General features: G+C 71.4%; 22 protein-coding genes. 8 read left to right on the top strand and 14 right to left on the bottom strand.

What is annotated here, in order from left to right:
* The first annotated feature begins 47 nt into the window (after window positions 1–47).
* Window positions 48–1,079 (top strand): P1 family peptidase, encoded by a 1,032-nt coding sequence (locus OG875_RS18185; protein WP_330175277.1) that lies wholly within the window; start codon window positions 48–50, stop codon window positions 1,077–1,079.
* A 146-nt stretch (window positions 1,080–1,225) separates the two neighbouring features.
* On the top strand, window positions 1,226–2,164 hold the full coding sequence (locus OG875_RS18180) for a DUF6227 family protein (RefSeq protein WP_330175276.1): 939 nt from the start codon (window positions 1,226–1,228) through the stop codon (window positions 2,162–2,164).
* 206 nt (window positions 2,165–2,370) lie between these two features.
* On the opposite strand, the gene OG875_RS18175 is transcribed toward OG875_RS18180, so the two are convergent.
* Window positions 2,371–3,900 carry an MFS transporter gene (locus tag OG875_RS18175; protein ID WP_330175275.1) on the bottom strand — a complete coding sequence of 510 codons (1,530 nt, stop codon included), beginning with the start codon at window positions 3,898–3,900 and terminating at the stop codon, window positions 2,371–2,373.
* 63 nt (window positions 3,901–3,963) lie between these two features.
* On the opposite strand from OG875_RS18175, the gene OG875_RS18170 reads away from it, so the two are divergent.
* A complete protein-coding gene (locus tag OG875_RS18170) occupies window positions 3,964–4,944 on the top strand; it encodes a helix-turn-helix transcriptional regulator (RefSeq protein ID WP_330175274.1) in 981 nt (326 codons plus the stop codon).
* Between the two features lie 245 nt (window positions 4,945–5,189).
* Here OG875_RS18170 and OG875_RS18165 read toward each other — a convergent pair whose 3' ends face one another.
* Complete coding sequence (locus OG875_RS18165; protein WP_330175273.1) at window positions 5,190–6,185, bottom strand: sigma-70 family RNA polymerase sigma factor; 996 nt, start codon at window positions 6,183–6,185, stop codon at window positions 5,190–5,192.
* Window positions 6,186–6,333: 148 nt separating this feature from the next.
* Here OG875_RS18165 and OG875_RS18160 point away from each other — a divergent pair, with 148 nt between their 5' ends.
* The gene (locus OG875_RS18160) at window positions 6,334–6,861 is read left to right on the top strand and encodes a GNAT family N-acetyltransferase (RefSeq protein ID WP_443079135.1); all 528 of its coding nucleotides are present in this window, start codon (window positions 6,334–6,336) and stop codon (window positions 6,859–6,861) included.
* A 37-nt stretch (window positions 6,862–6,898) separates the two neighbouring features.
* Here OG875_RS18160 and OG875_RS18155 read toward each other — a convergent pair whose 3' ends face one another.
* The 5 genes from OG875_RS18155 to OG875_RS18135 all read right to left on the bottom strand — a co-directional run bounded on the left by OG875_RS18155 (window position 6,899) and on the right by OG875_RS18135 (window position 12,684).
* Window positions 6,899–8,629, bottom strand: a complete 1,731-nt coding sequence (locus OG875_RS18155; RefSeq protein WP_330175272.1) for a glycoside hydrolase family 3 N-terminal domain-containing protein — start codon at window positions 8,627–8,629, stop codon at window positions 6,899–6,901.
* Window positions 8,626–9,453, bottom strand: coding sequence for a carbohydrate ABC transporter permease (locus OG875_RS18150; protein WP_330175271.1), 828 nt, complete (start codon window positions 9,451–9,453; stop codon window positions 8,626–8,628). The genes OG875_RS18155 and OG875_RS18150 overlap by 4 nt, the downstream gene beginning before the upstream one ends.
* Entirely contained in the window at window positions 9,450–10,397 is a 948-nt protein-coding gene (locus OG875_RS18145; RefSeq protein ID WP_330177790.1) for a carbohydrate ABC transporter permease, read from the bottom strand. The genes OG875_RS18150 and OG875_RS18145 overlap by 4 nt, the downstream gene beginning before the upstream one ends.
* 55 nt (window positions 10,398–10,452) lie before the next feature.
* A complete protein-coding gene (locus OG875_RS18140; RefSeq protein WP_330175270.1) occupies window positions 10,453–11,742 on the bottom strand; it encodes a sugar ABC transporter substrate-binding protein in 1,290 nt (429 codons plus the stop codon).
* Between the two features lie 159 nt (window positions 11,743–11,901).
* Window positions 11,902–12,684 carry a dioxygenase family protein gene (locus tag OG875_RS18135; RefSeq protein WP_330175269.1) on the bottom strand — a complete coding sequence of 261 codons (783 nt, stop codon included), beginning with the start codon at window positions 12,682–12,684 and terminating at the stop codon, window positions 11,902–11,904.
* A gap of 115 nt (window positions 12,685–12,799) precedes the next feature.
* On the opposite strand from OG875_RS18135, the gene OG875_RS18130 reads away from it, so the two are divergent.
* Window positions 12,800–13,297, top strand: a complete 498-nt coding sequence (locus OG875_RS18130; RefSeq protein ID WP_330175268.1) for a MarR family winged helix-turn-helix transcriptional regulator — start codon at window positions 12,800–12,802, stop codon at window positions 13,295–13,297.
* A gap of 307 nt (window positions 13,298–13,604) precedes the next feature.
* On the opposite strand, the gene OG875_RS18125 is transcribed toward OG875_RS18130, so the two are convergent.
* Together OG875_RS18125 and OG875_RS18120 are read right to left on the bottom strand one after the other, a co-directional pair.
* Entirely contained in the window at window positions 13,605–15,152 is a 1,548-nt protein-coding gene (locus OG875_RS18125) for an MFS transporter (protein WP_330175267.1), read from the bottom strand.
* 402 nt (window positions 15,153–15,554) lie between these two features.
* Window positions 15,555–16,205: a TetR/AcrR family transcriptional regulator gene (locus OG875_RS18120; protein ID WP_330175266.1), complete on the bottom strand. Its 651-nt coding sequence runs from the start codon at window positions 16,203–16,205 to the stop codon at window positions 15,555–15,557.
* 403 nt (window positions 16,206–16,608) lie between these two features.
* Here OG875_RS18120 and OG875_RS18115 point away from each other — a divergent pair, with 403 nt between their 5' ends.
* Window positions 16,609–17,937: a M6 family metalloprotease domain-containing protein gene (locus OG875_RS18115; RefSeq protein ID WP_330175265.1), complete on the top strand. Its 1,329-nt coding sequence runs from the start codon at window positions 16,609–16,611 to the stop codon at window positions 17,935–17,937.
* Between the two features lie 371 nt (window positions 17,938–18,308).
* Here the strand turns inward: OG875_RS18115 and OG875_RS18110 are convergent, their stop codons facing one another.
* Complete coding sequence (locus tag OG875_RS18110) at window positions 18,309–19,331, bottom strand: class I adenylate-forming enzyme family protein (protein ID WP_330175264.1); 1,023 nt, start codon at window positions 19,329–19,331, stop codon at window positions 18,309–18,311.
* Between the two features lie 206 nt (window positions 19,332–19,537).
* Here OG875_RS18110 and OG875_RS18105 point away from each other — a divergent pair, with 206 nt between their 5' ends.
* Both OG875_RS18105 and OG875_RS18100 read left to right on the top strand, forming a co-directional pair.
* Window positions 19,538–20,149, top strand: coding sequence for a phosphoribosylanthranilate isomerase (locus tag OG875_RS18105; RefSeq protein ID WP_330175263.1), 612 nt, complete (start codon window positions 19,538–19,540; stop codon window positions 20,147–20,149).
* Between the two features lie 111 nt (window positions 20,150–20,260).
* Window positions 20,261–21,604, top strand: coding sequence for a phospholipase D-like domain-containing protein (locus OG875_RS18100; RefSeq protein WP_330175262.1), 1,344 nt, complete (start codon window positions 20,261–20,263; stop codon window positions 21,602–21,604).
* A 15-nt stretch (window positions 21,605–21,619) separates the two neighbouring features.
* Here the strand turns inward: OG875_RS18100 and ppk2 are convergent, their stop codons facing one another.
* The 4 genes from ppk2 to OG875_RS18080 all read right to left on the bottom strand — a co-directional run bounded on the left by ppk2 (window position 21,620) and on the right by OG875_RS18080 (window position 24,920).
* Window positions 21,620–22,636, bottom strand: a complete 1,017-nt coding sequence (ppk2, locus tag OG875_RS18095; protein WP_330175261.1) for a polyphosphate kinase 2 — start codon at window positions 22,634–22,636, stop codon at window positions 21,620–21,622.
* A gap of 484 nt (window positions 22,637–23,120) precedes the next feature.
* Window positions 23,121–24,068, bottom strand: a complete 948-nt coding sequence (locus OG875_RS18090; protein WP_330175260.1) for an SUKH-3 domain-containing protein — start codon at window positions 24,066–24,068, stop codon at window positions 23,121–23,123.
* Window positions 24,065–24,454: a YwqJ-related putative deaminase gene (locus OG875_RS18085; protein ID WP_330175259.1), complete on the bottom strand. Its 390-nt coding sequence runs from the start codon at window positions 24,452–24,454 to the stop codon at window positions 24,065–24,067. Before OG875_RS18085 ends, OG875_RS18090 begins: the two co-directional genes overlap by 4 nt.
* Window positions 24,447–24,920: an SUKH-3 domain-containing protein gene (locus OG875_RS18080; protein WP_330175258.1), complete on the bottom strand. Its 474-nt coding sequence runs from the start codon at window positions 24,918–24,920 to the stop codon at window positions 24,447–24,449. Before OG875_RS18080 ends, OG875_RS18085 begins: the two co-directional genes overlap by 8 nt.
* Window positions 24,921–24,923: the final 3 nt, after the last annotated feature.

Raw genomic sequence — 24,923 nt, 5'->3', positions numbered from 1 at the left:
GCCGGCCCGACGGGGCGGGGACCCGTCGCGTGGTACGCATGGGGCCCATGGCAACCAATGACGCATTGACGGATGTGGCGGGGATCCGGGTCGGGCACGCGCGGGTGCCCGGTGACCGGTCGCTCACCGGTACGACGGTGGTCCTGGCCCCCGAGGGCGGTGCGGTCGCCGCCGTGGACGTACGGGGCGGCGGGCCGGGCACGCGGGAGACCGACGCGCTGGACCCGCGCAATCTGGTGGACCGCGTGGAGGCCGTCGTACTCACGGGCGGCAGCGCGTACGGGCTGGACTCCGCCTCCGGCGTGATGGCGTGGCTGGAGGAGCGGGGCCGGGGTGTGCGGGTCGGGCCGGACCCGTCCCAGGTGGTGCCGGTCGTCCCTGCCGCCTGCGTCTTCGACCTCGGCCGGGGCGGTGACTGGCGGTCCCGTCCGGACGCCGCCACGGGTCGGGCGGCGGTGGAGGCGGCGGCCCGTACGGGACCGGGGGCACCGGTCGCCGAGGGCTCGGTGGGCGCCGGGACCGGGGCGGTGGTCGGCCAGTTGAAGGGCGGGGTGGGCACGGCGAGTGTGCTGCTGCCCTCCGGGATCACCGTCGCGGCGCTCGTCGTGGCGAACGCGGCGGGCTCGGCGGTCGATCCGCTGACGGGCGTGCTGTACGGGCGGTACGTCCAGGGCCGTCCGGTCCACCCGGCGGCCGGTGTGCACGAGGCGGCCCTCGCCCGTCTCGCCGAGGTGCGCGAGCGCGAGGGGCCGCCCCCGCTCAACACCACGCTCGCCGTCGTCGCGACCGACGCCGTGCTCTCCAAGGCGCAGGCGCAGAAGCTCGCGGGGACGGCGCACGACGGCATCGCGCGCGCCGTCCGTCCTGTCCATCTGCTCAACGACGGCGACACGGTCTTCACGCTCGCCACCGGCGACCGGCCGCTCGACCCGGGGAGTCCGCTGGCGCTCAACGAGCTGCTGGCGGCCGGCGCCGACGTCGTGACCAGGGCCATTGTCCGCGCGATGGTGGCCGCCGAGGGAATCGAGGGGCCGGGCGGCACGTTCCCCGCGTACCGCGATCTGTACGGCACGGACTGACCGGCGGCGCAAGGGAGTTGAGGGGGGCTTGAGGGAATTTCTCGCGCGCCCCCAATCGTTTAACCGAACTTGGGACACGATGTCAGTCCCAGGGGCTACGTTATGCAATCACCAAGTGACATGTGGCGACGGCCTGGAGACCCACCTTGAACGATCCGTATGAGACAAGCGAGACGCATATCGAGCGTCTCCTGGGTCGGGCACTCAACTCCTTCGATCTGCCCGACACCGTGATCGAGCGGCTCGACTCCGCTCTGGCACACGCCAGTTCATTGCGGTCCTCGCACCACAGTGCGGGACTGCACCGAGAGACCTACCGGCATACGTACCTGCTTGCCGACAGCACCGCCCTCACCCTCTGGGAGCTGGTCCACAACACCGGGCGCGACGGCGCCGAACAGCACGAGATCTTCACCGACGAACACGCGGTGCGCCTGGCCGCCTCCCGGCTGCGCCGCCCCGGCCGGGCGAACGGAGCCGGGGCGCCCGCCCTGTCCGCCCCCGAGCCCGCCGGCTCCGACTCCGACTCCCGCCCCTCTTCCGGCTCCGGCCCCGACTCCTCCGCCGCCGATCCGACCGATCCCCGGACCTCCGATCCCCTCTCCGATCCCGTCTCCGATTCCGACGCGCTCTTCGAGTCGCGATTCGAGCCGGATCTCGCCGTCAGTCTCGATCCGAGCTTCGAGTCCGACCTCGCGGCCGATCTCGAACTGCTCAGCGGCCTGCTGGCGGCGCCGCTGACGCCGCTGCCCCGGGTGTATCTCCCGGACAACTCCGCCGACCACGCCCGCCGCGTGCTGCGCCGCGCGGAGAACGTGGACCGGCCGGGCGAGGAGGTCGCGGAGCCGCTGCGGGCCGCCTTCGCCCACCAGATCACCCAGGTCTTCGGCGGACACAGTCACATCGAGGACGGGGACACCGGTTTCACGCTCTACGAGCACGCGTTCCTGCTGCTGGACGGCACGGAGACAAGCCTGTGGGAGGTCGAGCACACCGCGACACCCGACGGCCGTCACATGTGCGAGGTGTACGCGGCGCAGAGTGCCGCACGGCAGGCCATGGAGCTGCGCGCGCGGGTGAGATGACGGAACGCGCGTCGCCCGGCCCGGGAGACGTTCCCTCGGAGGCACTCCTCCGGGACGTTCCCCCGGACCGGGCGGCGGCGGTATCACGGTCCCGGCCGGTGACCACAGCACCGGGCGGTCGGCCGGTCACGACGGCGGGCGGGCCGGTCGCCGGTCCCGACGGGCAGGGACGGGCGCGTCGGCTCACCGCGACGGCCACGACCCGGTCAGCCGGTCAAAACCTGGTCCGGGAGTTCGGACGGGGCCGTCTCCGAGCGTCGCTTCGGTAGCGCGAACATCAGCAGGAAGATGGCCACCAGGACCACCGCCACCCACTGGAGCGCGTTCTGGAAGCCGTCCGTGAAGGCCGCCGACACCGCTGCCGGTGACGTCGCCGCGGCGTCGTCGACCACGCCGAAGAAGACCACCGAGACCAGCCCCAGTCCCAGCGCGTTGCCCATCTGCTGCACGGTGTTGATCAGGCCGGACGCCGAGCCCGCGTGCTCGCGCGGCACGTCCGACAGCACCGCGTCCGTCAGCGGGGCGACGATCAGGCCCATCCCCAGGCCCATCACGACCAGCGGCGGCAGCATCTGCCAGGCGCTGATGCCCGCGCCGTACTGTCCGGCCTCCCAGAGGTAGAGCAGCACGCCCGTCGCCATCGTCAGCGCGCCCGTCTGGAGGACCTTGCGGCCGAAGCGCGGGACGAGCTTCTGCACGGAGAGCGCCGCCGCCGTGGAGACGGCGACCGAGAACGGCAGCCCGGTCAGTCCGGCGTGCAACGGGCTCCAGCCGAGGCCGATCTGCATGTAGAGCGTCCAGACCAGGAAGAAGATGCCGAGGCCGATCCCGAAGGTCGCCTGGACGGCGATGCCCGCGGCGAAGCTCTTGACCTTGAACAGGGACAGTTCCACCAGCGGCGACCCGTCCTTGCGGGTCTTCACCCTCTCGTACGCCACGAACGCCGCGAACACCAGGACGCTGCCCGCCATGCAGAGGTGGCCCCAGAGCGGCCAGCCCAGCTCGCGGCCCCGGGTGAGCGGGTAGATCAGCATCAGCAGCGCGGAGGTCACCAGGACGACACCGACCAGATCGAGCCGCAGGGCATTCGGCGCCTTGGACTCGGTGATGAACCTGCGGCCCAGGATCACACCGGCGATACCGACGGGGAGGTTGATCAGGAAGATCGGGCGCCATTCCAGACCGAACAGGTTCCACTGGGTGAGCAGCGCGCCGAGCAGCGGGCCCGAGACCGCGCCGAGTCCGACGATGGCGCCGAACATCCCGAAGACCTTGCCGCGTTCGTGCGCGGGGAAGGTGACATGGATGATCGCGAGTACCTGGGGCACCATCAGCGCGGCCATCGCGCCCTGGAGGAGCCGGGAGCCGACCAGCATCTCGGAGTTGACCGCGAAGCCGCAGAGCGCGGAGGCGAGGGTGAAGCCGGTTATCCCGACGAGGAAGAGCCGCTTGCGGCCGTAGATGTCACCGAGCCTGCCGCCGGTGATCAGCCCGGCGGCGAAGGCCAGCGCGTAGCCGGCGGTGATCCACTGGATGGAGCCGAAGCTCGCCGACAGGTCCCGTTCGATGCTGGGGATGGCGATGTTGACGATGGTGACGTCGACGAGGTCCATGAAGGCGGCGGTCATGACCACGGCCAGCGCCAGCCAGCGCCGGCGGTCGCCCGGCCCGGAGGCAGGGTCGGTGTCGAGGGTGGTGCCAGGTGCGGCGACCGGAGAAGTCGCTGGAGAAGTCATACAAGAAAAGATAGTCACCATGTAGGCCAATTCATGTCCTAGAGGACTGTCAGTCTTGAACACATGGCGGACACTCCGGCACGACTCCTGAATCTGCTGTCCCTTCTCCAGACACCACGCGAGTGGCCGGGCAGCGAACTGGCCGAACGTCTCGATGTCAGCGCGCGCACCATTCGCCGGGACATCGACCGGCTGCGCGCCCTCGGCTACCCGGTCGAGGCCACCCGGGGCGCGGTCGGCGGCTACCGGCTGGTCGCGGGCGCGGCGATGCCGCCGCTGCTGCTGGACGACGAGGAGGCCGTGGCCATCGCGGTGGGGCTGCGGGCGGGCGCGGGCCATGCCATCGAGGGCGTCGAGGAAGCGTCCGTCAGGGCGTTGGCGAAGCTGGAACAGGTGCTGCCGTCACGGCTGCGGCACCGGGTCTCCACCCTCCAGGCCGCGACGGTGCCCATGCTCATGCCGGGGGACGCGGGGAGCGTCGACGCGCGGACGCTGACGGTCATCGCCTCGGCGATCGCCGGGACGGAACAGCTGCGGTTCGACTACCGCGCGGGGGACGGCGCGCGGACCAAGCGGCAGGTGGAGCCGTACCGCCTGGTGTCGACGGCCCGGCGCTGGTATCTGATCGCGTACGACGTGGGGCGCGGCGACTGGCGGACGTTCCGGGTCGACCGGGTCTCCGACCCCTTCGCGACCGGGGCCCGTTACGCGCCGCGTGAGCTGCCGGCCGGGGGCGCGGCGGAGTTCCTGGCCCGTTCGATGGCGCGGTCGGAGCCGGGGGTGGACGTGGACGTGACGTTCGCGGCGAGCGCGGAGTTCGTGGCGGGGCGCCTGCCGGCGTCGCTCGGCATACCGGAGCCGACCGGACCGGACACGTGCCGGCTACGGGCGCGGGCGGGCGACTCACTGGAGTGGCTGGCGCTGCGACTGGCGCTGGTGGACCGCGAGTTCACGGTCCACCGTCCGGAGCGGCTGGTCGAGCACGTACGCGCACTGGGCGGCCGGCTGACCCGCGCGGCGACGGGCGCGGCCGGGGCCTCGTGAGCACCTCGCCCGCCGCGACCGGTGCGGGGGCCGCGGGCCGGGACCGGAGCCGTCCGCGCGCACCGGCACCGCCCGTCCCCGGGGCGGGAGGTACCCCGTACAGAGCTGATGTGCCTACCGGTGGGCGTACGGAGCTGGTGGCGTACGGCGCCGCGCGAAGGCGGTGGCGACGTGAGGAGTCCCGGCACCGGGGGGGTGGGTACCGGGACTCCGTACGGCGGGGGCCTGCGCCCCTGGTGACGGCGTCACGCCGCGGCGTCGAAGCCCACGTCGTGCGCCATCTTCTTGAGTTCGAGAAGGGCGTGCTTCTCGATCTGCCTGATCCGCTCACGGGTCAGGCCGTGCTGCTTGCCCACCTCGGTGAGCGTCCGCTCACGGCCGTCCTCGATGCCGTAGCGCATCTTGATGATGGAGGCCGTGCGGTGGTCGAGCCTGCCGATCAGCTCGTCCAGTTCCTCGCTGCGCAGCAGCGTGAGGACGGACTGCTCGGGCGAGATCGCCGAGGTGTCCTCCAGGAGGTCGCCGAACTGGGTGTCCCCGTCGTCGTCCACCGACATGTTGAGACTGACCGGGTCGCGTGCCCAGTCCAGGACGTCGTTGACGCGGGCGGCGTTGGAGCCGAGCTCGGCGGCGATCTCGGTGGGCTCCGGGTCGCGCCCCTTCTCCCGGTTGAACTCGCGCTGCACCCTGCGGATACGGCCGAGCTCCTCCACGAGGTGGACGGGCAGCCTGATCGTGCGGGACTGGTCCGCGATGGACCGGGTGATGGCCTGGCGGATCCACCAGGTCGCGTAGGTGGAGAACTTGAATCCCTTGGCGTAGTCGAACTTCTCGACCGCGCGCACCAGGCCGGCGTTGCCTTCCTGGATGAGGTCGAGAAGGGGCAGTCCACTGCGCGGGTAGCGTCGGGCCACGGCGACGACGAGTCGGAGATTGGAGCGTATGAAGACGTCCTTCGCGCGCTCACCGGCGGCGACAAGAGCCTCCAGCTCCTCGCGCCGTGCGTCGGTGACCTCGCTCTCCACCGCTCCGTCGACTATCTGCTGGGCGTACACACCCGCCTCGATGGTCTGCGACAGCTCGACCTCCTTGGCGGCGTCGAGCAGCGGCGTGCGCGCGATCTCGTCGAGGTACATGCCGACCAGGTCGCGATCGGCGATCTCGCCGCCCACGGCGCGAACACTGCTTGCCCTGTTCGTACCACCATTGGCGGTACGGCGGGCGACGGCACGGGTTGCCATGCGAGCTCCCTTACTGAGTCGGTCGCGACACCCTCTCGGGTGCCCTGCATCCGATGGAAACAACGACTGGAATCGGGACAGAATTCCCAAGCCGTGCACTCTTTTTTGTGATCATGCAGTACCCTGTCCCGCCACCGAGGAGGTACACATGGTGCCGCGCCGGCCGGAAGCGCAGGTCAGAACCGGAACCGAGGACGATCTGGCCGCGCTCACGGACATCTACAACCACTACGTCCGTGAGACGCCGATCACCTTCGACACCCGTACCTTTACTCCCGAACAACGCCGCCCGTGGTTCCTCTCCTACCCCGAAGACGGCCCTCATCGCCTCCGGGTTGCTCAGGACGTGCGTTCCGGCCTCGTACTGGGTTACGCGACGAGCGGGCCCTTCCGGCCGAAACCCGCGTACTCCACGTCCGTGGAGGTCACCGTGTACTGCGCGCCCGAGGCGGCGGGCCGGGGAATCGGCACGCTTCTTTACGAGGCGCTGTTCAAGGCCCTGGAGGGCGAGGACGTGCACCGCGCGTACGCGGGCATCGCCCAGCCCAACGACGCCTCGGAGCGGCTGCACGAGCGGTTCGGTTTCCGCCACATCGGTACGTATGCCGAGGTCGGCCGCAAGTTCGGCAGGTACTGGGACGTCGCCTGGTACGAGAAGGCGCTCAACGAGAGCTGAGGACGCGCCGAGGGGCCCGGGGCGTCGTACGCGCGCGTCAGCCCCCGTGCGGGGTGCCGCCCAGCAGGCGCTCCACGGCCGCCTGTGCGTTGACGCGGGCGGAGCCGTACGTGACCACCGTGTGGGCGGCCAGCGCGTCCACGGCGTGCGGCCAGCCGGTGAGGAGGACGACCGCGTCCGGGCGGCGGGTGACCAGTTCGCGGAGCAGCGCGGTCTCCGCCGCGTCCCGGTGCGGCTCGCGCGCGATCAGGACCAGCGGCCGGCCGTCGGCAGCCCCGGCGCCCGCCCCGTCCCCGGCGGCCCTGGCCCCGGCACCGGCAGACCCGGCACCGGCAGACCCTTCGGCCCCCGCCCCGGCGGCTCCGTCGGCCCCGGTCCTGGCGAGGCCCCCGCCCAGCGCGGCGCCCCCGCCCAGCGCATGGTCCGCGCGCGCACCCGTGGGCCCCTCCGGAGGTACGCCGGTGACCGTCAGGCCGGGCAGGGCCTCCGTGAGCAGCCGGATCAGGTGCGGCGCCCGGCTGCCGGAGGCGTGGTTGACGCGCTGTCGCAGGTCGATCACGTACGGCGCGGGGCCGAGGGCCACGTTGCCCCGTACCCGCAGGGCGGCCCGCGCCACGGCGAGCGGCAGAGCGTCCTCCTTGGGAGGCGACGGCGTGGCACGGCCCCGCACGATCCAGTCGGCCAGTTCACGGGCCCGGTGTCCGGCGTCGGCGAGCCGGTCCACGGGCAGGACCCCGTCGGCCAGGGCGCCCAGGAGCGCGTCCCGCGCGGTCGTGTAGGCGCGCGCGGCGGCGTCCGCGTCCGCCGGGTTGCCCAGGCAGAGCAGGTCGGCGCCGCCGAGCAGGGCCTGGACGCAGGCGGGGCCGTAGCCCGGTTCGGCGACGACGGCGCCCATGTCGAGGGCGTCGGTGACGATGGCCCCGGTGAAACCCAGCTCCTCGCGGGCCAGCCGGGCGGCCTCGGCGTTGAGCGAGGCGGGCGCGGGCCCGAACGGGCGGGCCGTGAGGTGCCCGGTCATCAGACAGCGGCTGCCCGCCTCGACGGCCGCGCGGAACGGCGGCAGGTCGCGCCGCCGCAGCAGGTCGAGGTCGGCGTCCAGGTGGGGCAGCCCGAGATGGGAGTCGACGGCCGTGTCGCCGTGGCCGGGGAAGTGTTTGGCGCAGGCGGCGACCCCGGCGGACTGGAGGCCGGTGACGTACGCGGCGGAGTGCCGGGCGACCAGTGCGGGGTCGGCGCCGAAGGCGCGTATGCCGATCACCGGGTTGTCCGGGTCGGCGTTGACGTCGGCGTCGGGCGCGAGGTTCAGGCCGATGCCCGCCGCGCGCAGGTCGTGGCCGATGGCGCGGGCGATCCGCTCGGTGATGCCGGTGTCGTCGACGCGCCCGAGGGCGCCGTTGCCGGGGTAGGAGGAGCCCGTCGCGGCTTCCAGGCGGGTGACGTCGCCGCCCTCCTCGTCGCTGGCGACGATCAGGTCGGCGCGCCGGGCGTGCAGGCCGGCCGAGAGGGCGGCGGCGGTCTCGGGGTCGGGCACGTTGTGGGCGAAGTACACGACGCCCGCGAGTCCGTTGTCGACGGCGTCGAGCAGCCACGCGGGCGGCTCGGTGCCGTGGAAGCCGGGCAGCAGAACGGCGTTGACCAGCCGCAGCGCCTCGGCGTCGGCAGAGGCCGCGCTCCCCGTGCCACCCCTGGCGCCACTCCCGATGTCTCCCCCGGCGCCGCTCCCGGCGCCACTCGTCCCCCGGCTCGTCCCCCGGCCCGCCGGGCTCACCCCTTGACCGCCCCGGCCGCCAGGCCCGACGCCAGCCGTCGCTGCACGATGATGAAGAAGACCAGCACCGGCACGGTGATGAGGGTGGAGCCGGCCATGACGGGGCCCCAGGACGTGGAGTTCTCGCCGAAGAACTGGAACAGCCCCACGGCGGCGGTGTACTTGGAGCCGTCCTTCATGAAGGTGTACGCGAAGACGAACTCGTTCCACGCGGTGATGAAGGCGAACACGCTGGTGGCGACGAGCCCCGGCGCGACCAGCGGCAGCAGCACCGACCAGAACATCCGGGGCCACGAGCAGCCGTCCAGGTACGCGGCCTCCTCGACCTCCTTGGGAACCGTCGCGACGAAGCCGCGCAGCGTCCAGATCGCGAACGGCAGCGACAGCGCGATGTAGACGACGGTGAGCCCGATGAGGCTGTTGAGCAGTTCGTAGTCCCGCATCTGGAGGAAGAGCGGGATGACCAGCGCCTCCAGCGGCACCATCTGCACGATCAGCACCATGATCAGCACGGAGGTGCGGAACCGGAAGCGGAAGCGCGCGACCGCCACGGCGGCGAACAGCGCCAGCAGCCCGGAGATCAGGATGGTGCCGAGTCCGACGATCAGCGAGTTGCCGAGGAACTGGCCGAAGTTGCCCCGGTCGAAGATGTAACTGAAGTGCTCGCCGCTGATCCCGCTGGGCAGGACGTCGGCGCCGCGGGTGATGGCGTTCGGGTCGAGCGCGGTGCTGACCATCCAGTACACCGGGAAGAGCGTGAAGACCAGCAGCGCGAACACCGCGCAGGCGAGCCCGATCCGCCCGGCGGTCGTCGTGCGCGTCACAGCTCGTCACTCTCCTTGAAGAGGGTTCGGATGTAGACGACGGTGATCAGCAGCAGGAGCAGCGTGAGGAGTACGGCGGTGGCCGCGCCCGCGCCGTAGTCGTTCAGGGCGAACGCCTGCTGGTAGGACCACACGCCCAGGTTGAGGACCTCTTCGTTGCTGCCCGCGCCGCCCGGCATCAGATAGATCTGGGTGAAGACCTTGAAGTCCCAGATGGTCGACAGGATCGTGACGACCAGGAAGATCGGCTTGATGGTGGGCACGGTGATCTTCCAGAACCGCTGCCAGGCACTCGCGCCGTCGATCATCCCGGCCTCGTACAGCTCCCGGGGGATGGTCAGCAGCCCGGCGAGCACGGTGATGGCGACGAACGGGAATCCGTGGTGCACCACGTTGAGGGTGGCGATGGCGTAGAAGGAGAGCCGTTCGGTGAACCAGTTGGTCGTCTCGGGGTCGATCAGTCCGAGCGAGCCGGCGAGCTGGCTGATCATGCCGTCGCCCGCCGAGAACAGCCACACCCACACATAGGTGCCGGTGACGGCGGGCATCGCCCAGGCCGCCATGATCGCGGTGGAGCAGATGACCCGCCAGGTGGTGCCGAGCCGCTGGAGCAGCAGCGCGGCGAGGGTGCCGAGCGCGACGGTCAGCACCACGCAGGCGACCGCGAAGAGCGCGGTGTTGGGCAGGACGGTGCGCCACAGGTCGCCGTCGGTGAGCAGGTCCGTGTAGTGGTCGAACCCGGTGTACGTGCCGACGCCGCCGCCGAACTTCACCTCGTAGTCCTGGACGGACAGGATGCCGACCTTGACGAGCGGCCACAGCAGCAGCCCCGCCAGCACCACGAGCGAGGGCAGGAGCAGCAGCCAGGGGCGGGTGGTGCGGCCGAGCTGCTTGCGGCGCAGCGTCGGGCTCGGGCGGGGCGCGCGTGGCCGCGGCGACTTCACGGTGGAGGTCGTCGCGGCCACGCCGTCGTCGTGCGCCGAGTCTTCGATGAGCGACTCAGGAGGCAAAGATCTTGTCCATCTCCTCGGCGGCCTGGTCGGCGGCCTCCTGCACCGTCTGCTTGTCGGTGAGGATGGACTGCACCATCTTCGTGACGACCTGCGTGGCCTGGATCTGGCCGTACGCGGGGGTCTTCGGGACGGTCGCGCCGGCCTCGGTCATCTGCTTGGCGAAGGGGGCCACGAGCGGGTCGTTCTTCGCCTGGACCTCCTTGAGGAGGCTGTTCTGGCCGGGGAAGTAGTTCGTCTGCTCGGCCCACTTGGTGGCGAACTCGCCGGTGGTGACGAGCTTGACGTACTCCCAGGCCAGGTCCTGGTTCTCGCCCTTGAAGGTGGAGAGGTACGAGCCGCCCAGGAAGGACTTGCTCATGCCGCCGGTCTCACCGGGGATGGGCGCCGCGGCGAGCTTGCCCTCCAGGTCCGGGGCGGCCTGGACGAACGCCTTGGGTGTCCAGTTGCCGGAGAGGGACATGGCGATCTTCCCCTTCTGGAAGTCGGTCGCCACCTCCTTCTCGGTCCAGGTGGTGACCTTCGCCGGGGAGAGCTTGTCCTTCTTCGCGAGGTCGGTGTAGTACGTGATGCCCTTGACCGCCTCCGGGGAGTTGATGCCGGACTTCCACTTGCCGCCCTCCTCGACGGCCAGTTCACCCCCGGCGCCCCAGACGAACGGGGTCGCGAACATCTCCGCGCCGCCCGCGACCGGGAAGGGAATCATGCCCGGCTCCTTCTCCTTCAGGACCAGCGCGGTGTCGCGCAGTTCCTTCCAGGTGGTCGGGGCCTTGAGGTTGTGCTTCTCGAAGATGTCCTTGCGGTAGAGGAGGCCGCGGACACCGGCGTACCAGGGCATGCCGTACTGCTTGTCGTCCAGCGTGCCCGCGTCGGCCAGGCCCTCGACGAGGTCGTCGTTGAGACCGGATTCCTTCACCTTGTCGGTCACGTCCACGAGGCCGCCGGTCTCGGCGAACTGCGGGATCCAGGTGGTGCCGACCTCGGCGACGTCGGGGACCTGGCTCGGTCCGCCCTCGATCGCGGTGGTGAACTTCTTCTGCGCGGTGGCCCACTGCTGGTACTCGACCTTGACCGTGGCGCCGGTCTTCTTCTTGAAGGCCGCGGCGACCTCGTTGAAGAAGGGCTTGGGGTCGGGGTTGGTGCCCTCCATGATCCATACGGTCAGGGTCTTGCCCTTGCCCGACGTTTCGCCGCCGCCCCCGCCCGAGTCCCCGCTGCCGCAGGCAGTGAGTCCGAGCGCCATGGTGACGACAAGGGCCCCGATGACGTGTTTCCGCATGGCCGCTCCCTAACAAGGATGTCTAGACCATGAGGAACGTACGGAGGCCGGAATCCCCGGTCAAGTGCCGTCGGTCACCGGATGTCGAACCGTTGCCGATCTGAACCCGACTGCCATTGGGCCGACCACTGGTGGAGTACGCGGGGCGGACCGGGCGGGTCAGCCGAACTGCACCGACCGTTTCGCCAGCCCCAGCCAGAAGCCGTCGATCACGTTCCGTACGGTGTCCAGCTCGTCCTCGGCGGCACCGAGCGTGACGAACAGCGGGGCGAAGTGTTCGGTACGGGGGTGGGCGAGCGGCCCGGCCGGGGACGCGTGCGCGAAGTCCAGCAGCGCGTCGATGTCGCGCGCGAGGAGCGCCTCGCGGCCCCAGGCGTCGAACTCGGCGGACCAGCCGGGCACGCCGGGGCCGGTGTGGCGCAGCGCGGCGAGGTTGTGGGTGAAGAATCCGCTGCCGACGACGAGGACGCCCTCGTCCCGCAGCGGGGCCAGTCTGCGGCCGACGGCGAACAGTTCGCGCGGGTCGAGCGTCGGGAGGGATATCTGGAGGACGGGGATGTCGGCGTCGGGGAACATCTCGACGAGCGGGACGTACGCGCCGTGGTCGAGCCCCCGGTCGGGCACGCGCTGGACGGGGGTGCCGGGGCGGCGCAGCAGTTTCTCGACGGAGTCGGCGAGGCCGGGGGCGCCGGGGGCGGGGTAGCGGACCTGGTAGTAGTGCTCGGGGAAGCCCCAGAAGTCGTACACGAGCGGCACGGTCTCGGTGGCGCCGAGGGCGAGCGGCGCCTCCTCCCAGTGGGCTGAGACGATCAGGACCGCCCGGGGGCGCGGCAGTCCGGCGGCCCAGGCGGCGAGTTGTCCGGGCCAGAGGGGGTCGTCGGCGAGGGGCGGGGCACCGTGGGAGAGATAGAGGGCGGGCATGCGCTCCGCTGTGCTGGTCATGACGGGCTCCCTGCGGGTGGCGGCGGTCCCAGTTAATTGAATCTTAAAGCACTCTGGAACGGACTGTACGTCCGTCTAGTTCAAGTTTCAAGGAGCAGTGCCTAGGGTGGGAAGCATGGAGAGCGACAGAGAGCCGCGCTGGCTCAGCGCCGAGGAACAGGGCGTCTGGCAGGCGTACGTGCAGGCGACCACGTTGCTGGAGGACCATCTCGACCGCCAGTTGCAGCGGGACGCGGGGATGCCCCACATCTACTACGCCCTGCTGGTCCATCTGGCCCGCGCCCCGCACCGCCGGCTGCGGATGACCCGGCTCGCCCAGGACGCCAAGATCACCCGCTCCCGGCTCTCGCACGCGATAGCCCGTCTGGAGAAGCACGGCTGGGTGCGCCGCGAGGACTGCCCGTCCGACAAGCGGGGCCAGAACGCGGTGCTCACGGAGGCCGGCGACGCGGTGCTGCGGCGGTCGGCGCCCGGCCATGTCGCGGCCGTACGGCAGGCGATCTTCGACCGGCTCGCACCGGAACAGGTGACCCAGCTCGGCGAGATCATGCGGGTGGTGGCGGAGGGTCTCCAGCCGGAGGGTACGGACGCGGATCTGCCCTGGCGCCGCTGAGGAACGGCGGCACCAGGGCAGAAAGCGGGACGGGGTCGGACCACGCGTCCCGCGCGCGCCACAGCTCGCGCGCGGTCGCGGTCGGAGTCGCGGTCGGAGTCGCGGTGGCGGCATCGGTCGTACGGACCGCCGATCCAGTCGTACGGACCACCCGGTCCGTACGTGAATCGTCAGGCCGCACGTGGACCGTCAGGCCCTACGTGAACGGTCAGGCCGTACCTGAACCGTGAGGCCGTACGTGGACCGTCAGGCCCTACGTGAACCGTCAGGCCGTACCTGAACCGGCCGGCCCCCGTACCGCGGACCGTCAGTGCATGACCACCGGGATCCTGCCGTCCTCCGCAGACGCGTCGGTCCCCGCGCCCCCGGCCACCCGGGTGCTGCCCGGACGCCCGGTGTTGATGAGCGTCAGGGCGATCGCCGCGGCGGCGGCCAGGATGCCGACCGCCCACCAGATGGCGCTCGCGTAGCCGTGCACCATCGCCTGGAGCTGGAGCAGCTTCGGGTCACCGGCACCGGCCGCGTTCGCCGCGACGTACGCGGTGGTGGCGGAGGCGGCCACGGTGTTCAGCAGCGCCGTACCGATCGCGCCGCCGACCTGCTGCGAGGTGTTGACCATCGCCGAGGCGACACCCGCGTCACGCGGCTCGATGCCGTGCGTCGCGAGGGACATGGCCGGCATGAAGGCCGTACCCATGCCCAGGCCGAGCAGCAGCAGCGCGGGCAGGATCAGCCCGGGGTAGGAGGTGTCCAGCTCCAGCCGCGTCAGCAGCAGCATGCCGACCGCGCCGACCAGGAAGCCGGGGCCCATCAGCAGTCGCGGCGGCACCCGGGTCATCAGCCGGGCGCCGATCTGGGTGGAGCCCGTGACCATGCCGACGATCATCGGCAGGAACGCGAAGCCGGTGTTGACCGGCGTGTAGCCCTTCACGACCTGGAGGTAGTAGGTCAGGAAGAGGAACAGGCCGAACATGCCGATGATGGCGAGACCCAGCGACAGGTAGACACCCGCGCGGTTGCGCTCCATCAGGACGCGCAGCGGCAGCAGCGGCGACTTCACCCGCGACTCGACCGCGACGAACGTGGCCAGCAGCACGGCGGACGCGACGAACATGCCGACGGTGACCGTGTCCGACCAGCCGTCGGACTCGGCGCGCGTGAAGCCGTACACCAGCGCCACCAGGCCCAGCGTCGACAGGATCACACCGGGGATGTCGAGCGGGGAGCGGTTGCGCCCGCCCGCGGGCTCCCGGATCACGAAGTAGGCGCCGGCGGCGGCCACGATCGCGAAGGGGATGTTGACGAAGAAGGTCCAGCGCCAGTTCAGGTACTCGGTGAGGAATCCGCCGAGGATCAGACCGACGGCGCCACCGCCACCGGCGATCGCGCCGAAGATGCCGAACGCCTTGGCGCGCTCCTTCGGGTCGCCGAACGTGACGGCCAGCAGGGAGAGCGCGGCGGGCGCGAGCAGCGCGCCGAAGGCGCCCTGGAGGGCGCGCGAGCCGAGGAGCATGGCCTCGCCGGTCGCGGCGCCGCCGACGGCGGACGCGGCGGCGAAGCCGAGCAGACCGACGACGAAGGTGCGCTTGCGCCCCCACAGGTCGGCGATGCGTCCGCCGAAGAGCAGCAGACCGCCGAAGGCGAGCGCGTACGCGGTGATGACCCACTGGCGGTTGCCGTCCGATATGCCCAGGTCCTGCTGGGCGGAGGGCAGCGCGATGTTCACGATCGTCGCGTCGAGCACGACCATCAGCTGGGCCAGGGCGATGAAGACCAGGGCCTTCCAGCGCTGGGGATCAGGGCCCGCGTCGGGGACGCGGGGGTCCGGGAGCCGGGACTCGGCTGTTTTTGACATGGGTGTGGCCGCCTATGCGTACGAAGAGTTCAAAACGGACGCGGGGACGCACTGGTCGGCCCTGCGCACGGGTCAGTTGGTGTCGGACCACGGGTCCCGTGACGCGGGGACCCCGGGTCCGGGGCGAGCCCGGTCGGCCTGGTCGACGGCCGCCGGTGTCGGTGATTGTTCCGGTCCTGCGTGTGCTGACGCGTACCTGGGTGTTACGCGCGTGCTCACGTCTGCCGACGTGTGTTCACGTGGGACGCGTGGCCGCTTCCGGGGTTCACCCACGCCCGTTCGCGTGCGTGACGCGAACCGGAATACGGGTGGACCTGGACCGGCGAGTACGTGGTGGACAGAGGTTCATGGCCCGGGGTTCGAGGTCCGGGGGTTCGTGGTCCGGGGGCGCGCCGCCTGTCGTCATCGACTGTGGCGCAGATCCTCCAGAGTGGCCGCCGCGCCCGGCAGCACGGAGCGCGCGGGCGCCTCCAGGCCGTCGAGGAACAGCTGTAGATGCCGGTGCGTGAAGCGGTCGATGTTCAGACAGCCGGTACCGGGGAGCGGACGGGTGAGCTGGGAGAGGGCGACCATCAGGTCACCGACGGCGACGTCGGTACGCAGCCGGCCGGCCGCGCGCGCCTTCTCCATGAGATCTTCCACAGCCGTTTCGAGCCGCTCGCGCTCCGCGCGCAGCTGGGGAAGTTCTCCGTCGAAACTGCCGGAGAGGAGCGGACACAGGGCACCGATCCGCTCGTCGGCGGCCGCGTGCACGAAGCGGCTGAGCGCCACGAACACGTCGGCCTCCTCGGCCGCGGCCCGCTCCGCCTGGTCGGCGGTGCGCGCCATGACGCAGAGCACCACCTCCAGGACGAGCGCGGCGCGGTCGGGGAAGTGGCGGTAGAGGGTCGCGTTGCCGACTCCGGCGCGGCGGGCGATCTCGTCGAGCGGCACGTCGGGGCCCGACTCCACGAGGATCTCGCGGGCCGCCGCCACGATGCGCTCCCTGTTGCGCAGGGCGTCGGCCCGCGGGCGGGGTGTACGACGCGTCTCGCATTCGGCAACGGTGGTCACGGCGGGCCCTTCCTCGACTCCCGGAAGCGGGGAGCTGGTCCCCGTTTCCTTGACACGGGTGCAAACGGGGAAGTCCTCCCCGGTTATTTCGCGGCGCGCGGTGAGCTGGGTCACACAGCGTCCGGGGGCCGGGCCACGGTGCCCGGCCCCCCGCATCCGCAGCCCCGGCCCCCACCGTGCCGACCCCCGCGAGAACACCGCAACGGCCCCCGTGCCGACCCCCGCGAAGACCTCCCGACGATCCCGCGCCGGCCCCGCGCCCACCCCCGGGACGGCCCCGCGAAAACCGGGCGAAGAACCCACGATCGGCGCACCCAGCGAGCGCCGACACGCCGCCCGTCGCAGGGTGATCGAACGGAGTGCAGTCAGCACGGGCGACTGCCGCTGACCCCGAAGGCGGCCGATGAAGCACACTCGTCGGATACCCGGAGGCGCGGGCCGCGGCAGCCATGCCCGACCGCGCCGGGTCGGCACGCTCGCCGCTCTCGCCGCCCTGACCCTCGCCGCCCTCGCCACCGCCAGCGCGACCCTTCCGCTGCCCACCCGGGCCTCCGCCGGGCCGGTCGCCGTCCCGCGCGACGGAGGCGTCCGCCCGTGCCGTATCGCGTCCGCCACCGGAGTCCAGATGTCCGAGGGCGTGCCCACCCCCACCGGCTACTCCCGCTCCACCGGCACCGTCCGCGCCCTCAACCTGATGGTCGACTTCTCGGACGCGCCGGGCCCCGGCAGCGCCGCCGACCGGCTCGGCGAGTTCTTCCCGCAGACCTCGGGGTGGTTCCGCACCAGCTCGTACGGCCGGCTCGACTACCGCCCCGAGGCCCCCCTGAAGGACTGGCTGCGGATGCCGCTGCCGTTCGCCGACTACGGGATAGAGCGCGGCGCCGCGTACGAGCCGGGCTACCGGCGACTCGTCCAGGACATCGTGACGCTCGCCGACGACGAGGTGGACTTCAGCGCGTACGACCTGGTCAACGTCCTCGTCACGCCCAACGCGGGCCCCTCGGCGCTCGACACCGTGCTGTCCGTGACGTTCTCCGGCAACGGTGAGGCCCCGGAGGCGGACGGCGTCCCGCTCGCCAACACGTCCTTCGTCTACAGCAGGCAGGACGACGGCTCGGGGTCGTACGCGCGCACCGGCTTCCGTGTCCTGCCGCACGAGAACGGCCATGTCTTCGGCCTCCCCGACCTCTACACCACACAGGGCGGCGGCGCGGTCGGGCACTGGGACATCATGTCCGAGGACTGGGGGGCCAACAACGATCTGCTGGGCTGGCACAAGTGGAAGCTCGGCTGGCTCGACGACGAACAGGTCAACTGCGCGGCGACGGCCGGCGAGAGCGAACACGACCTGACCCCCCTGGCCACCGCGGGCGGTCACAAACTGGCCTTCGTGCCGGTCTCCGAACACTCCGGTTTCGCGGTCGAGGTCCGCACCCGCGCGGGCAACGACGAGGCCGTCTGCAAGCCGGGCGTGCTGGTCTACCGGGTCGAGACCGATGTCGACACCGGGCGCGGACCGGTGACGGTCTCCGACAGCGCGGAGCGCAGCGGCGGTTGTACGCGACGCCCCAACGTCCACGCGGAGCTGTCGGACGCGCCGTACGGCCCCGGCGAGACGTTCCGGGACCGCGAGAGCGGGATCAGCGTCACGGTGCTCCGGAAGACCGGGGACGAGGGCTACCGGATCCGGATCAGCCGACCCGATCACGCGGAGCGGGTCAGCGGGCGCTGACGGAGGGCCGGCCGAGCGCGGGCGGACCGGCCGACGGGCGGGCCCGGATCAGCCTGACCAAGCCAACCGTCCACCCGGATCCCGGCCCGGCGGGACCCGATGAGCCGCCCCACCCGCTCCCCCACCCCGCTCCCTCCCCGGCTGACCGGATCAACCCGCCCAGAACCAACCGTCCGCGGTGAACGACGCGACGGTCGCCGCTCGTCGCGAACGGGCGCTGACGGGACGCCCGAGTAGGACGAGCGGACCAGCCGACGGGCGGGCCCGGATCAGCCTGACCAAGCCAACCGTCCACCCGGATCCCGGCCCGGCGGGACCGGTCGCACCGCCCCACCCGCTCCCCCACCCGCTCCCGTACCCGGCTGACCGGATCAACCCGCCCTGAACCAGCCGTCCGCGGTGAACGACTCGGCCGTCGCCCGCTCGTCGCGCCAGTAGGCGTACGGGAGCGACTGGCCGCGCAGCCACACCTCGCCGGTCCCGGGGGCGACGCGTGACTCGACGGCGGGCGAGGCGGCAGGGGCGGCCGGGGCGTGCGCGGGCACCGGCCCGGCTCCGGACCCGGGCTCCCCCAGGACCAGCGTGCCGCCCGACGCCATCGCGCCGTACATCTGTGCGAGCGCGGCCGGCCCGGTGAAGGAGCCGTCCAGGCGGACGGCCGGAGCCGGCCCCAGCCCCGGCAGGTCGCCCCGTTCCAGCGCGTCGGCGGCGGCCCGGAAGCGGACGTCCATCGTCGCGCCCGCCTGCGCGAGCTGGGTGGAGACGGCGCCCCTGAGCGGGGCACCGTCCGAGGCGTAGAGGATCGTCGCGTCGTCCTCCGCCCGGATCTCGATGTCGGGCGGCGCCGCGTAGCGGTCGGGGGCGGGCAGATCCTCGTACCGTTCGACGGGCGCCCCCGGGGCTTCGCCGGCCGTCGCGCCGACGACCACCACGCGCGCCCGCGTACGCCCCGCCCACGCCCTGACGCCGGGCAGCCACGCGCCGTCCACGAGCAGCACGCGCGGATCGCAGTGCTCCAGCACGGCGCTCCCTTCCTCCCCGGTCCACCCGGCGTCCAGCGGTACGGCGACGAGCCCGGCGAGCTGCGCCGCCCAGAAGGCGACCGGCCACTCGGGACGGTCCTCCATCAGGACGGCGGCCCGGTCGCCCGGCCGCAGGCCGTAGCTGTCCACGAACCGGTTGGCCAGCACGGTCGCGGCGGCGAAGAAGTCGCCGTACGTAAGGAGGTGGTCCCCGTCGCCGCCGACGAGGAAGGGCCGGTCCCCGTACGCCCAGGTCGTCTCCGCGAACTCCCGCAGGGTGCGCGGCCCGTCGGCGTACAGGAGCGAGCCGTTCTCGGTGCGTACGACCTCGAAGGGCGCCCCGGGGGCGGTCAGGGCGGCGGGATCCGGCACCGGGCGTCTCGCTTTCTTCGTACTCTCGCAGTGAGTACGCAGGTTACGTCGGACGGCCCGGCGGACCCACCGGCGGTCGAACCCACCGGCTGTCGGACCCCACCGGCCGTCGGACCCAATGACGGTCGGGCCCACCGGCGGCCGAACCCAATGACGGTCGGACTCACCGGCGGTCGGGCCGCCGGCCATCGAGCGAGGAGCTTCTGTTGCACCACTTGTACGTCAAGGTCTGCGGTCTGCGGAATCCCGGCGAGGTCGAGGCGGCCGTGGCGGGCGGGGCGTCCGCCGTCGGGTTCGTCCTGACCGCGAGCCCCCGGCAGCTGTCCGCCGCCGGGGCCCGCCCGCTCGCCGCGCTCGTCCCACCGGGCGTGGCCCGGGTCGCGGTGTTCCGGGGCGAGCCGCTGGAGGAGGTGCGCCGGGCGGCGGCCGAGGCGGGCGTGGACACGGTCCAGCTGCACGGCGGGGAGCCGCCCGAGGCGTACGCGGCGCTGCGCGCCGACGGGTACCGGCTCATCCGCGCCACCTCGCCCCGCTCCGGCGCGCCCCTGACGGCGGGCGCGTACGGCGAGGACGCGCTCATCATCGACTCGCCCCGGCCCGGGTCCGGCGAACGCTGGTCGCCGGAGTCGCTTCCGGAGCGGCCGACGGGGTCGTGGGTGCTGTCGGGCGGGCTCTCCCCGGACAACGTCGTGGACGCCGTGGCGGCGCTGCGGCCGTGGGGGGTCGACGTGTCGAGTGGGGTGGAGCGCGCCCGGGGGGTGAAGGACGTCGGACTCATCCGGGAGTTCCTCGCCGCCGCGCGCGGAATGTCCTCCTGATCACAGAGTGACGCGCCGCGTGGGGGGAATCCGGGACAGGGACCGATTCCGACCCGAGGGACCGGCCGCGACCCGAGAGAGGTTTCCGTCTTGCTCCCCTCGCAGCACAGAATGACGCCGGCCCCGAACGCGGAGCCCGCACCGTCCGCGGAGACGGAGGAGTCCGCCGAGTCCACGAAGTCCACGGACGCGACGGACTCGACAGACGCGACAAACCCGGCAGGCACGGCAGAGTCGACAGAGGCCACAGAGGCCACAGAATCGACAGCACCCAGGGAACCCACCGCTCCCACCGCGTCCCCGGAGAAGATCCAGCGCATACGGCGGCGCCTGGAGCGGCTGATCGGCATCGCCATGACCACGGGCAACTCGCTCGTCCCGCTGCGCAACGGCGACGAGATCTTCGCCGGGATGCTGGAGAGCATCCGGGGCGCCGAACACACCGTCGACATGATGACGTTCGTCTACTGGCGCGGTGACATAGCCAACGAGTTCGCGCAGGCGCTCAGCGAGCGGGCGCGCGCCGGAGTACGGGTGCGCCTGCTGCTGGACGGCTTCGGCAGCCGGCTGATCGAGAAGGACCAGCTGGAGGAGATGGAGCGGGCCGGGGTGCATGTGGCCTGGTTCCGCAAGCCGTTGTACCTCTCGCCGCTCAAGCAGAACCACCGCTGCCACCGCAAGGTGCTGGTGGTGGACGAGCAGACCGCGTTCACCGGCGGTGTGGGCATCGCCGAGGAGTGGTGCGGTGACGCGCGGAACGAGCACGAGTGGCGTGACACGCACGTACGGGTGCGCGGGGCCGCGGTGGACGGGATCGCCGCCGCGTTCACGCAGAACTGGGCGGAGTGCCACACGGAGATGTTCGACGACCGGGACCGGTTCGTCGAGCAGGACGCGCACGGCGAGGCGATCGTCCAGGTCGTGCGCGGGTCGGCGAGCTTCGGCTGGCAGGACATGCAGACCCTGATCCGGGTCATGCTGGAGTCGGCGGAGGAGCGCGTACGGCTGGCGACGGCGTACTTCGCGCCCGACGCGTACTTCGTGGAGCTGCTGTGCGCGACGGCCCGGCGCGGGGTCTCGGTGGAGATCCTGCTCCCGGGGCCGCACACCGACAAGCGGGTCTGTCTGCTGGCCGGCCAGCGCTACTACGAGGATCTGACGGCGTGCGGGGTGAAGATCTACCAGTACCAGCCGACGATGATGCACGCGAAGGTCATCACCGTCGACTCGATCGCCTCGCTGATCGGGTCCACGAACTTCAACCGGCGCTCGCTGGACCACGACGAGGAGGTCATGCTCGCCGTGCTGGACGAGTCCCTCACGGCCGAACTGGACCGGCACTTCGAGGAGGACCTGACCGTCAGCGAGCCGATCTGCCCGCGCCGCTGGAAGCGCCGCTCGCTGGCGCAGCGGGTCCGTGAGGCGTCCGTGGTGCCGATCCGCCGCTACCTGTGAACCGCCCGCGCGCGCTCAGTCCCCCGGCTCCGCCGGGCGCTCCGGCCGTACGGGGTGTCCCGGCTCCGCCGGATGGTCGCCGGGGCCCTCCGCGCGGGGGGCCAGCGGTGTCGGGGACAGGTCGGTGGACTCCTCGCCCGCTTCGAGCAGGGTGTCCGCCGGGCCCACGATGAGCGGATCGGGCGCTCCGAGGAGCGTCTCGTCCTTCTGGTCGTAGTCCGTCCGCCACAGCAGGCTGCGCATGGCCTCCAGCCGGCCCCGCTTCTTGTCGTTGTTCTTGACCACGGTCCAGGGCGCGTGCGCGGTGTCCGTGGCGCGGAACATGTCGACCTTCGCGGCGGTGTACGCGTCCCAGAGGTCGAGCGACGCGAGGTCGGTGGGTGAGAGCTTCCACTGCCGTACGGGGTCGATCTGGCGGATCGCGAACCGGGTGCGCTGTTCGTCGTGCGAGACGGAGAACCAGAACTTCACCAGCAGGATGCCGTCGTCCGTGAGCATCCGCTCGAACTGGGGGGCCTGGCGGAGGAAGTGCTCGTACTCCTCCGGGGTGCAGAAGCCCATCACCCGCTCGACCCCGGCCCGGTTGTACCAGGACCGGTCGAAGAAGACGATCTCCCCGGCGGACGGCAGATGCGCCACGTACCGCTGGAAGTACCACTGCCCCGCCTCGCGCTCGGTGGGCTTCTCCAGGGCCACCACGCGGGCGCCGCGCGGGTTGAGCCGCTCGGTGAACCGCTGGATCGTGCCGCCCTTGCCCGCCGCGTCCCGGCCCTCGCAGACCACGACGACGCGCTGGCCGGTCTCCCTAACCCAGCGCTGGAACTTGAGCAGTTCGATCTGGAGGACGCGCTTGGTCCGCTCGTACTCACGGCGCCGTATCTTCTTGTCGTACGGGTAGTTCTGCCGCCATGTCTGTATGGGGTGGCCGTCCTCGTCGAGGAGGACGGGCTGCTCGGGTTTCCGGTCGTCGACGGTCAGCCCGTCGAGCAGGACGCTCGCCTCGACGTCCGCGTCGTGCTCATCCCCCGACATGCGAGCGCCCTGCGCGGTGGGCGTGCGGTTGCGGGTGCGCGTCGGGTCCGGTCTCGAATTCCGCCTCGTCGTCCAGCGGGGGCAGGTCGACGGTGTACTGGGCCTCCAGGAAGAGACCACTGTGCTGCGGCCGCGAAACGGACTCGTCCGAGCCGGAAAGAGGCGCGGTTCGGACGATACGACGCTGAGAGCTCTGCATCCAAGGCCATCCAGGAGAGGGAAACATACGGGCGCGCGGCCCATTGCCGCGCGACGGGCTCATCCTTACACAGGGCTCGATCCTGACAAGCGAGTTGAAATGCCGCCGCCCCACCCGACCCCTGTCGGCGCCCCGGAAGCCGCGCCTCCGCCCTCCAGCCCAGAGGATGGAGCACCGCTCTCCTAAAGAGGGTGTCGCAGGTTCGCATACCGCCGGGTACACCGGACGCCGCCCCTGTACCCGCCAGGAGACCCGACAACCGGGAATCCGACTACCGGGAAACCGTCACGGCGACGGATTTCCGGCGTATCGCGACAGATCCTCGGAACAGGACCGGACGGCCTCCCGGGCCCGGCCGACCGAGGCGCCCGCGCCTGCGGAGAGGGAGAGTTCCGTCATCGCCGGGGCCCTCGCGGAATGCCCTGTGCGCACGGCGCAGCTGACGGACGACAGCGGGACGGTGGCGTTCCGCGGAGCGCGTACGGTGAGCTTGAGTTCGGCGCCCGTCGTGGTGGCGCCCCGGGCCTCTATCAGTTCCTCCATCGTGGCCGCGAGCGGCGCGGCGTTCTCCTCCAGCGTGCCGCCCGGCAGAGGTACGGCGCGGTCCACCGCCTCCCCTCCGATGCCGCGCAGGGTCGTGACGGTCAGCCGCAGCTCGCGGGCGCTGAAAACCCGCCGGTGGTGCAGGACGTACACGGCCACCAGCGCGGTACGTACGGCGTTGACCAGCGGCTTTCCGTCCTCCATCGGCGGGATGTCCCAGGCCCACCGCCGAGCGGCGACACGGTGCGGGGCGCGTCCCTCCGTCAGCGCGGCGACGCCCTCACGCACGGTGTCACCCAGCTGCCAGCGCCCGCCGTGGTCGACCGCGAAGAGACGGCCTTCCTCGTCGACCGCGAGCAGCGCGTCCGTGTCCGTACGGCCGAAGGGAAACAGCCGGGAGCCCGTCGCCTCACCGAGAAGCAGGAACGGGCGCAGCGCGTGCCGGGCCTCCGTGGGGTCGATCACGCATCCCGTGGCCGCCACATCGCGGCCTGGTCCGTCAGGGGGCAGGCGCAGCCCATGGAACTCACGCAAGGCCCGTTCGGCGGCCGGGAACAGCACCCACGCCGCTCCGTCGGCCACCGGCTCGACGAGTGCGACAGTCCTGAGGACAGCCGACAGGGCGTTGTCCCTGACATCACGGCCCTCGTACCAGCCGGCGGTCGTCAGCGCGTCCACGCCCCGTGTCATGAGTCGATGACGTCGATGCCGAGCCGGTCGAGCAGTGCCGAGCAGGAGCGGCACACCTGTGCGGGAGTGCCGTGCTCGGGATCGCCGTGGCCGCGAATCTTCTGTGCGACAAGGGCCGCGGCGGTGAGATGCGTGGCGGCCTCGTCAAGAGTCGTCGTCCCCCCGTCGGCGCGCAGGCGGTCGAGCGCCCACAACTGGTCCGAGACGAGAGCGGACTCGGCGCAGTATCCGATGAAGGACTCGCGCTGCTCCACGGGCAGTTCGTCGAAGAATTCCAGCACGGCGGGGTGGAGATCGGGCTGCTCGTCGCCGCCGAGACTGGTGTGGCTGAAGATCCGGCCGTGGACGAGCAGTGACGCGGCCACACCCGGAACGAGGTCAGACAAAGTAGTCCTCCGCATCTTCCATATCACTGCTCATCAGGCTCATCAACGCCTCGTATTTTTCGCGCCCCAGATAATACGCCCCGGTGTGGTGCGAAAAGAAGAACCGACCGGTGTCGTCCATGAGGATGGTGGAGCCGTCGTACGTGTCGTATCCGACCGGAAAGAGTTTCACACCGAGGTCTCCGGCCAGCTCGGAGATTTCCTCGGCGTCTCCCTTGAAGACGAGATGCGGCGTGAAAACCGCGAAGTTCTCCGGAGCGGTGTCGATGACAGCCAGAAGGAAAGCGTGCTCCCTGATGAAAGCGCGGGCAGGTGCGGAAGGCTCGATGTCCACGCCGTAGGAACGGTATCGCTCGACCACGGCCGCGATCGCGTCGGACGCCTCCTCACCGACGTCACGGCCCGGGTACCAGCCGGCTTCCGTCAGCCACGCGTCGACTTCTTCGGCTGTGGAAAGTATCGGCATCGT

Origin of the sequence: Streptomyces sp. NBC_01498 (assembly GCF_036327775.1) — a bacterium.
GTDB lineage: Bacteria > Actinomycetota > Actinomycetes > Streptomycetales > Streptomycetaceae > Streptomyces.
This window is presented reverse-complemented; position numbering and strand designations above follow the sequence as displayed.

What these genes read in the sequence shown, in the direction of transcription:
- OG875_RS18185 (WP_330175277.1), top strand. Translation starts at nt 48, where the DNA reads ATGGCAACCAATGACGCATTGACGGATGTGGCGGGGATCCGGGTCGGG.
- OG875_RS18175 (WP_330175275.1), bottom strand. Translation starts at nt 3,900, where the DNA reads ATGACTTCTCCAGCGACTTCTCCGGTCGCCGCACCTGGCACCACCCTC.
- OG875_RS18170 (WP_330175274.1), top strand. Translation starts at nt 3,964, where the DNA reads ATGGCGGACACTCCGGCACGACTCCTGAATCTGCTGTCCCTTCTCCAG.
- OG875_RS18165 (WP_330175273.1), bottom strand. Translation starts at nt 6,185, where the DNA reads ATGGCAACCCGTGCCGTCGCCCGCCGTACCGCCAATGGTGGTACGAAC.
- OG875_RS18160 (WP_443079135.1), top strand. Translation starts at nt 6,334, where the DNA reads ATGGTGCCGCGCCGGCCGGAAGCGCAGGTCAGAACCGGAACCGAGGAC.
- OG875_RS18140 (WP_330175270.1), bottom strand. Translation starts at nt 11,742, where the DNA reads ATGCGGAAACACGTCATCGGGGCCCTTGTCGTCACCATGGCGCTCGGA.
- OG875_RS18135 (WP_330175269.1), bottom strand. Translation starts at nt 12,684, where the DNA reads ATGACCAGCACAGCGGAGCGCATGCCCGCCCTCTATCTCTCCCACGGT.
- OG875_RS18130 (WP_330175268.1), top strand. Translation starts at nt 12,800, where the DNA reads ATGGAGAGCGACAGAGAGCCGCGCTGGCTCAGCGCCGAGGAACAGGGC.
- OG875_RS18125 (WP_330175267.1), bottom strand. Translation starts at nt 15,152, where the DNA reads ATGTCAAAAACAGCCGAGTCCCGGCTCCCGGACCCCCGCGTCCCCGAC.
- OG875_RS18115 (WP_330175265.1), top strand. Translation starts at nt 16,609, where the DNA reads ATGAAGCACACTCGTCGGATACCCGGAGGCGCGGGCCGCGGCAGCCAT.
- OG875_RS18100 (WP_330175262.1), top strand. Translation starts at nt 20,261, where the DNA reads ATGACGCCGGCCCCGAACGCGGAGCCCGCACCGTCCGCGGAGACGGAG.
- ppk2 (WP_330175261.1), bottom strand. Translation starts at nt 22,636, where the DNA reads ATGTCGGGGGATGAGCACGACGCGGACGTCGAGGCGAGCGTCCTGCTC.
- OG875_RS18090 (WP_330175260.1), bottom strand. Translation starts at nt 24,068, where the DNA reads ATGACACGGGGCGTGGACGCGCTGACGACCGCCGGCTGGTACGAGGGC.
- OG875_RS18080 (WP_330175258.1), bottom strand. Translation starts at nt 24,920, where the DNA reads ATGCCGATACTTTCCACAGCCGAAGAAGTCGACGCGTGGCTGACGGAA.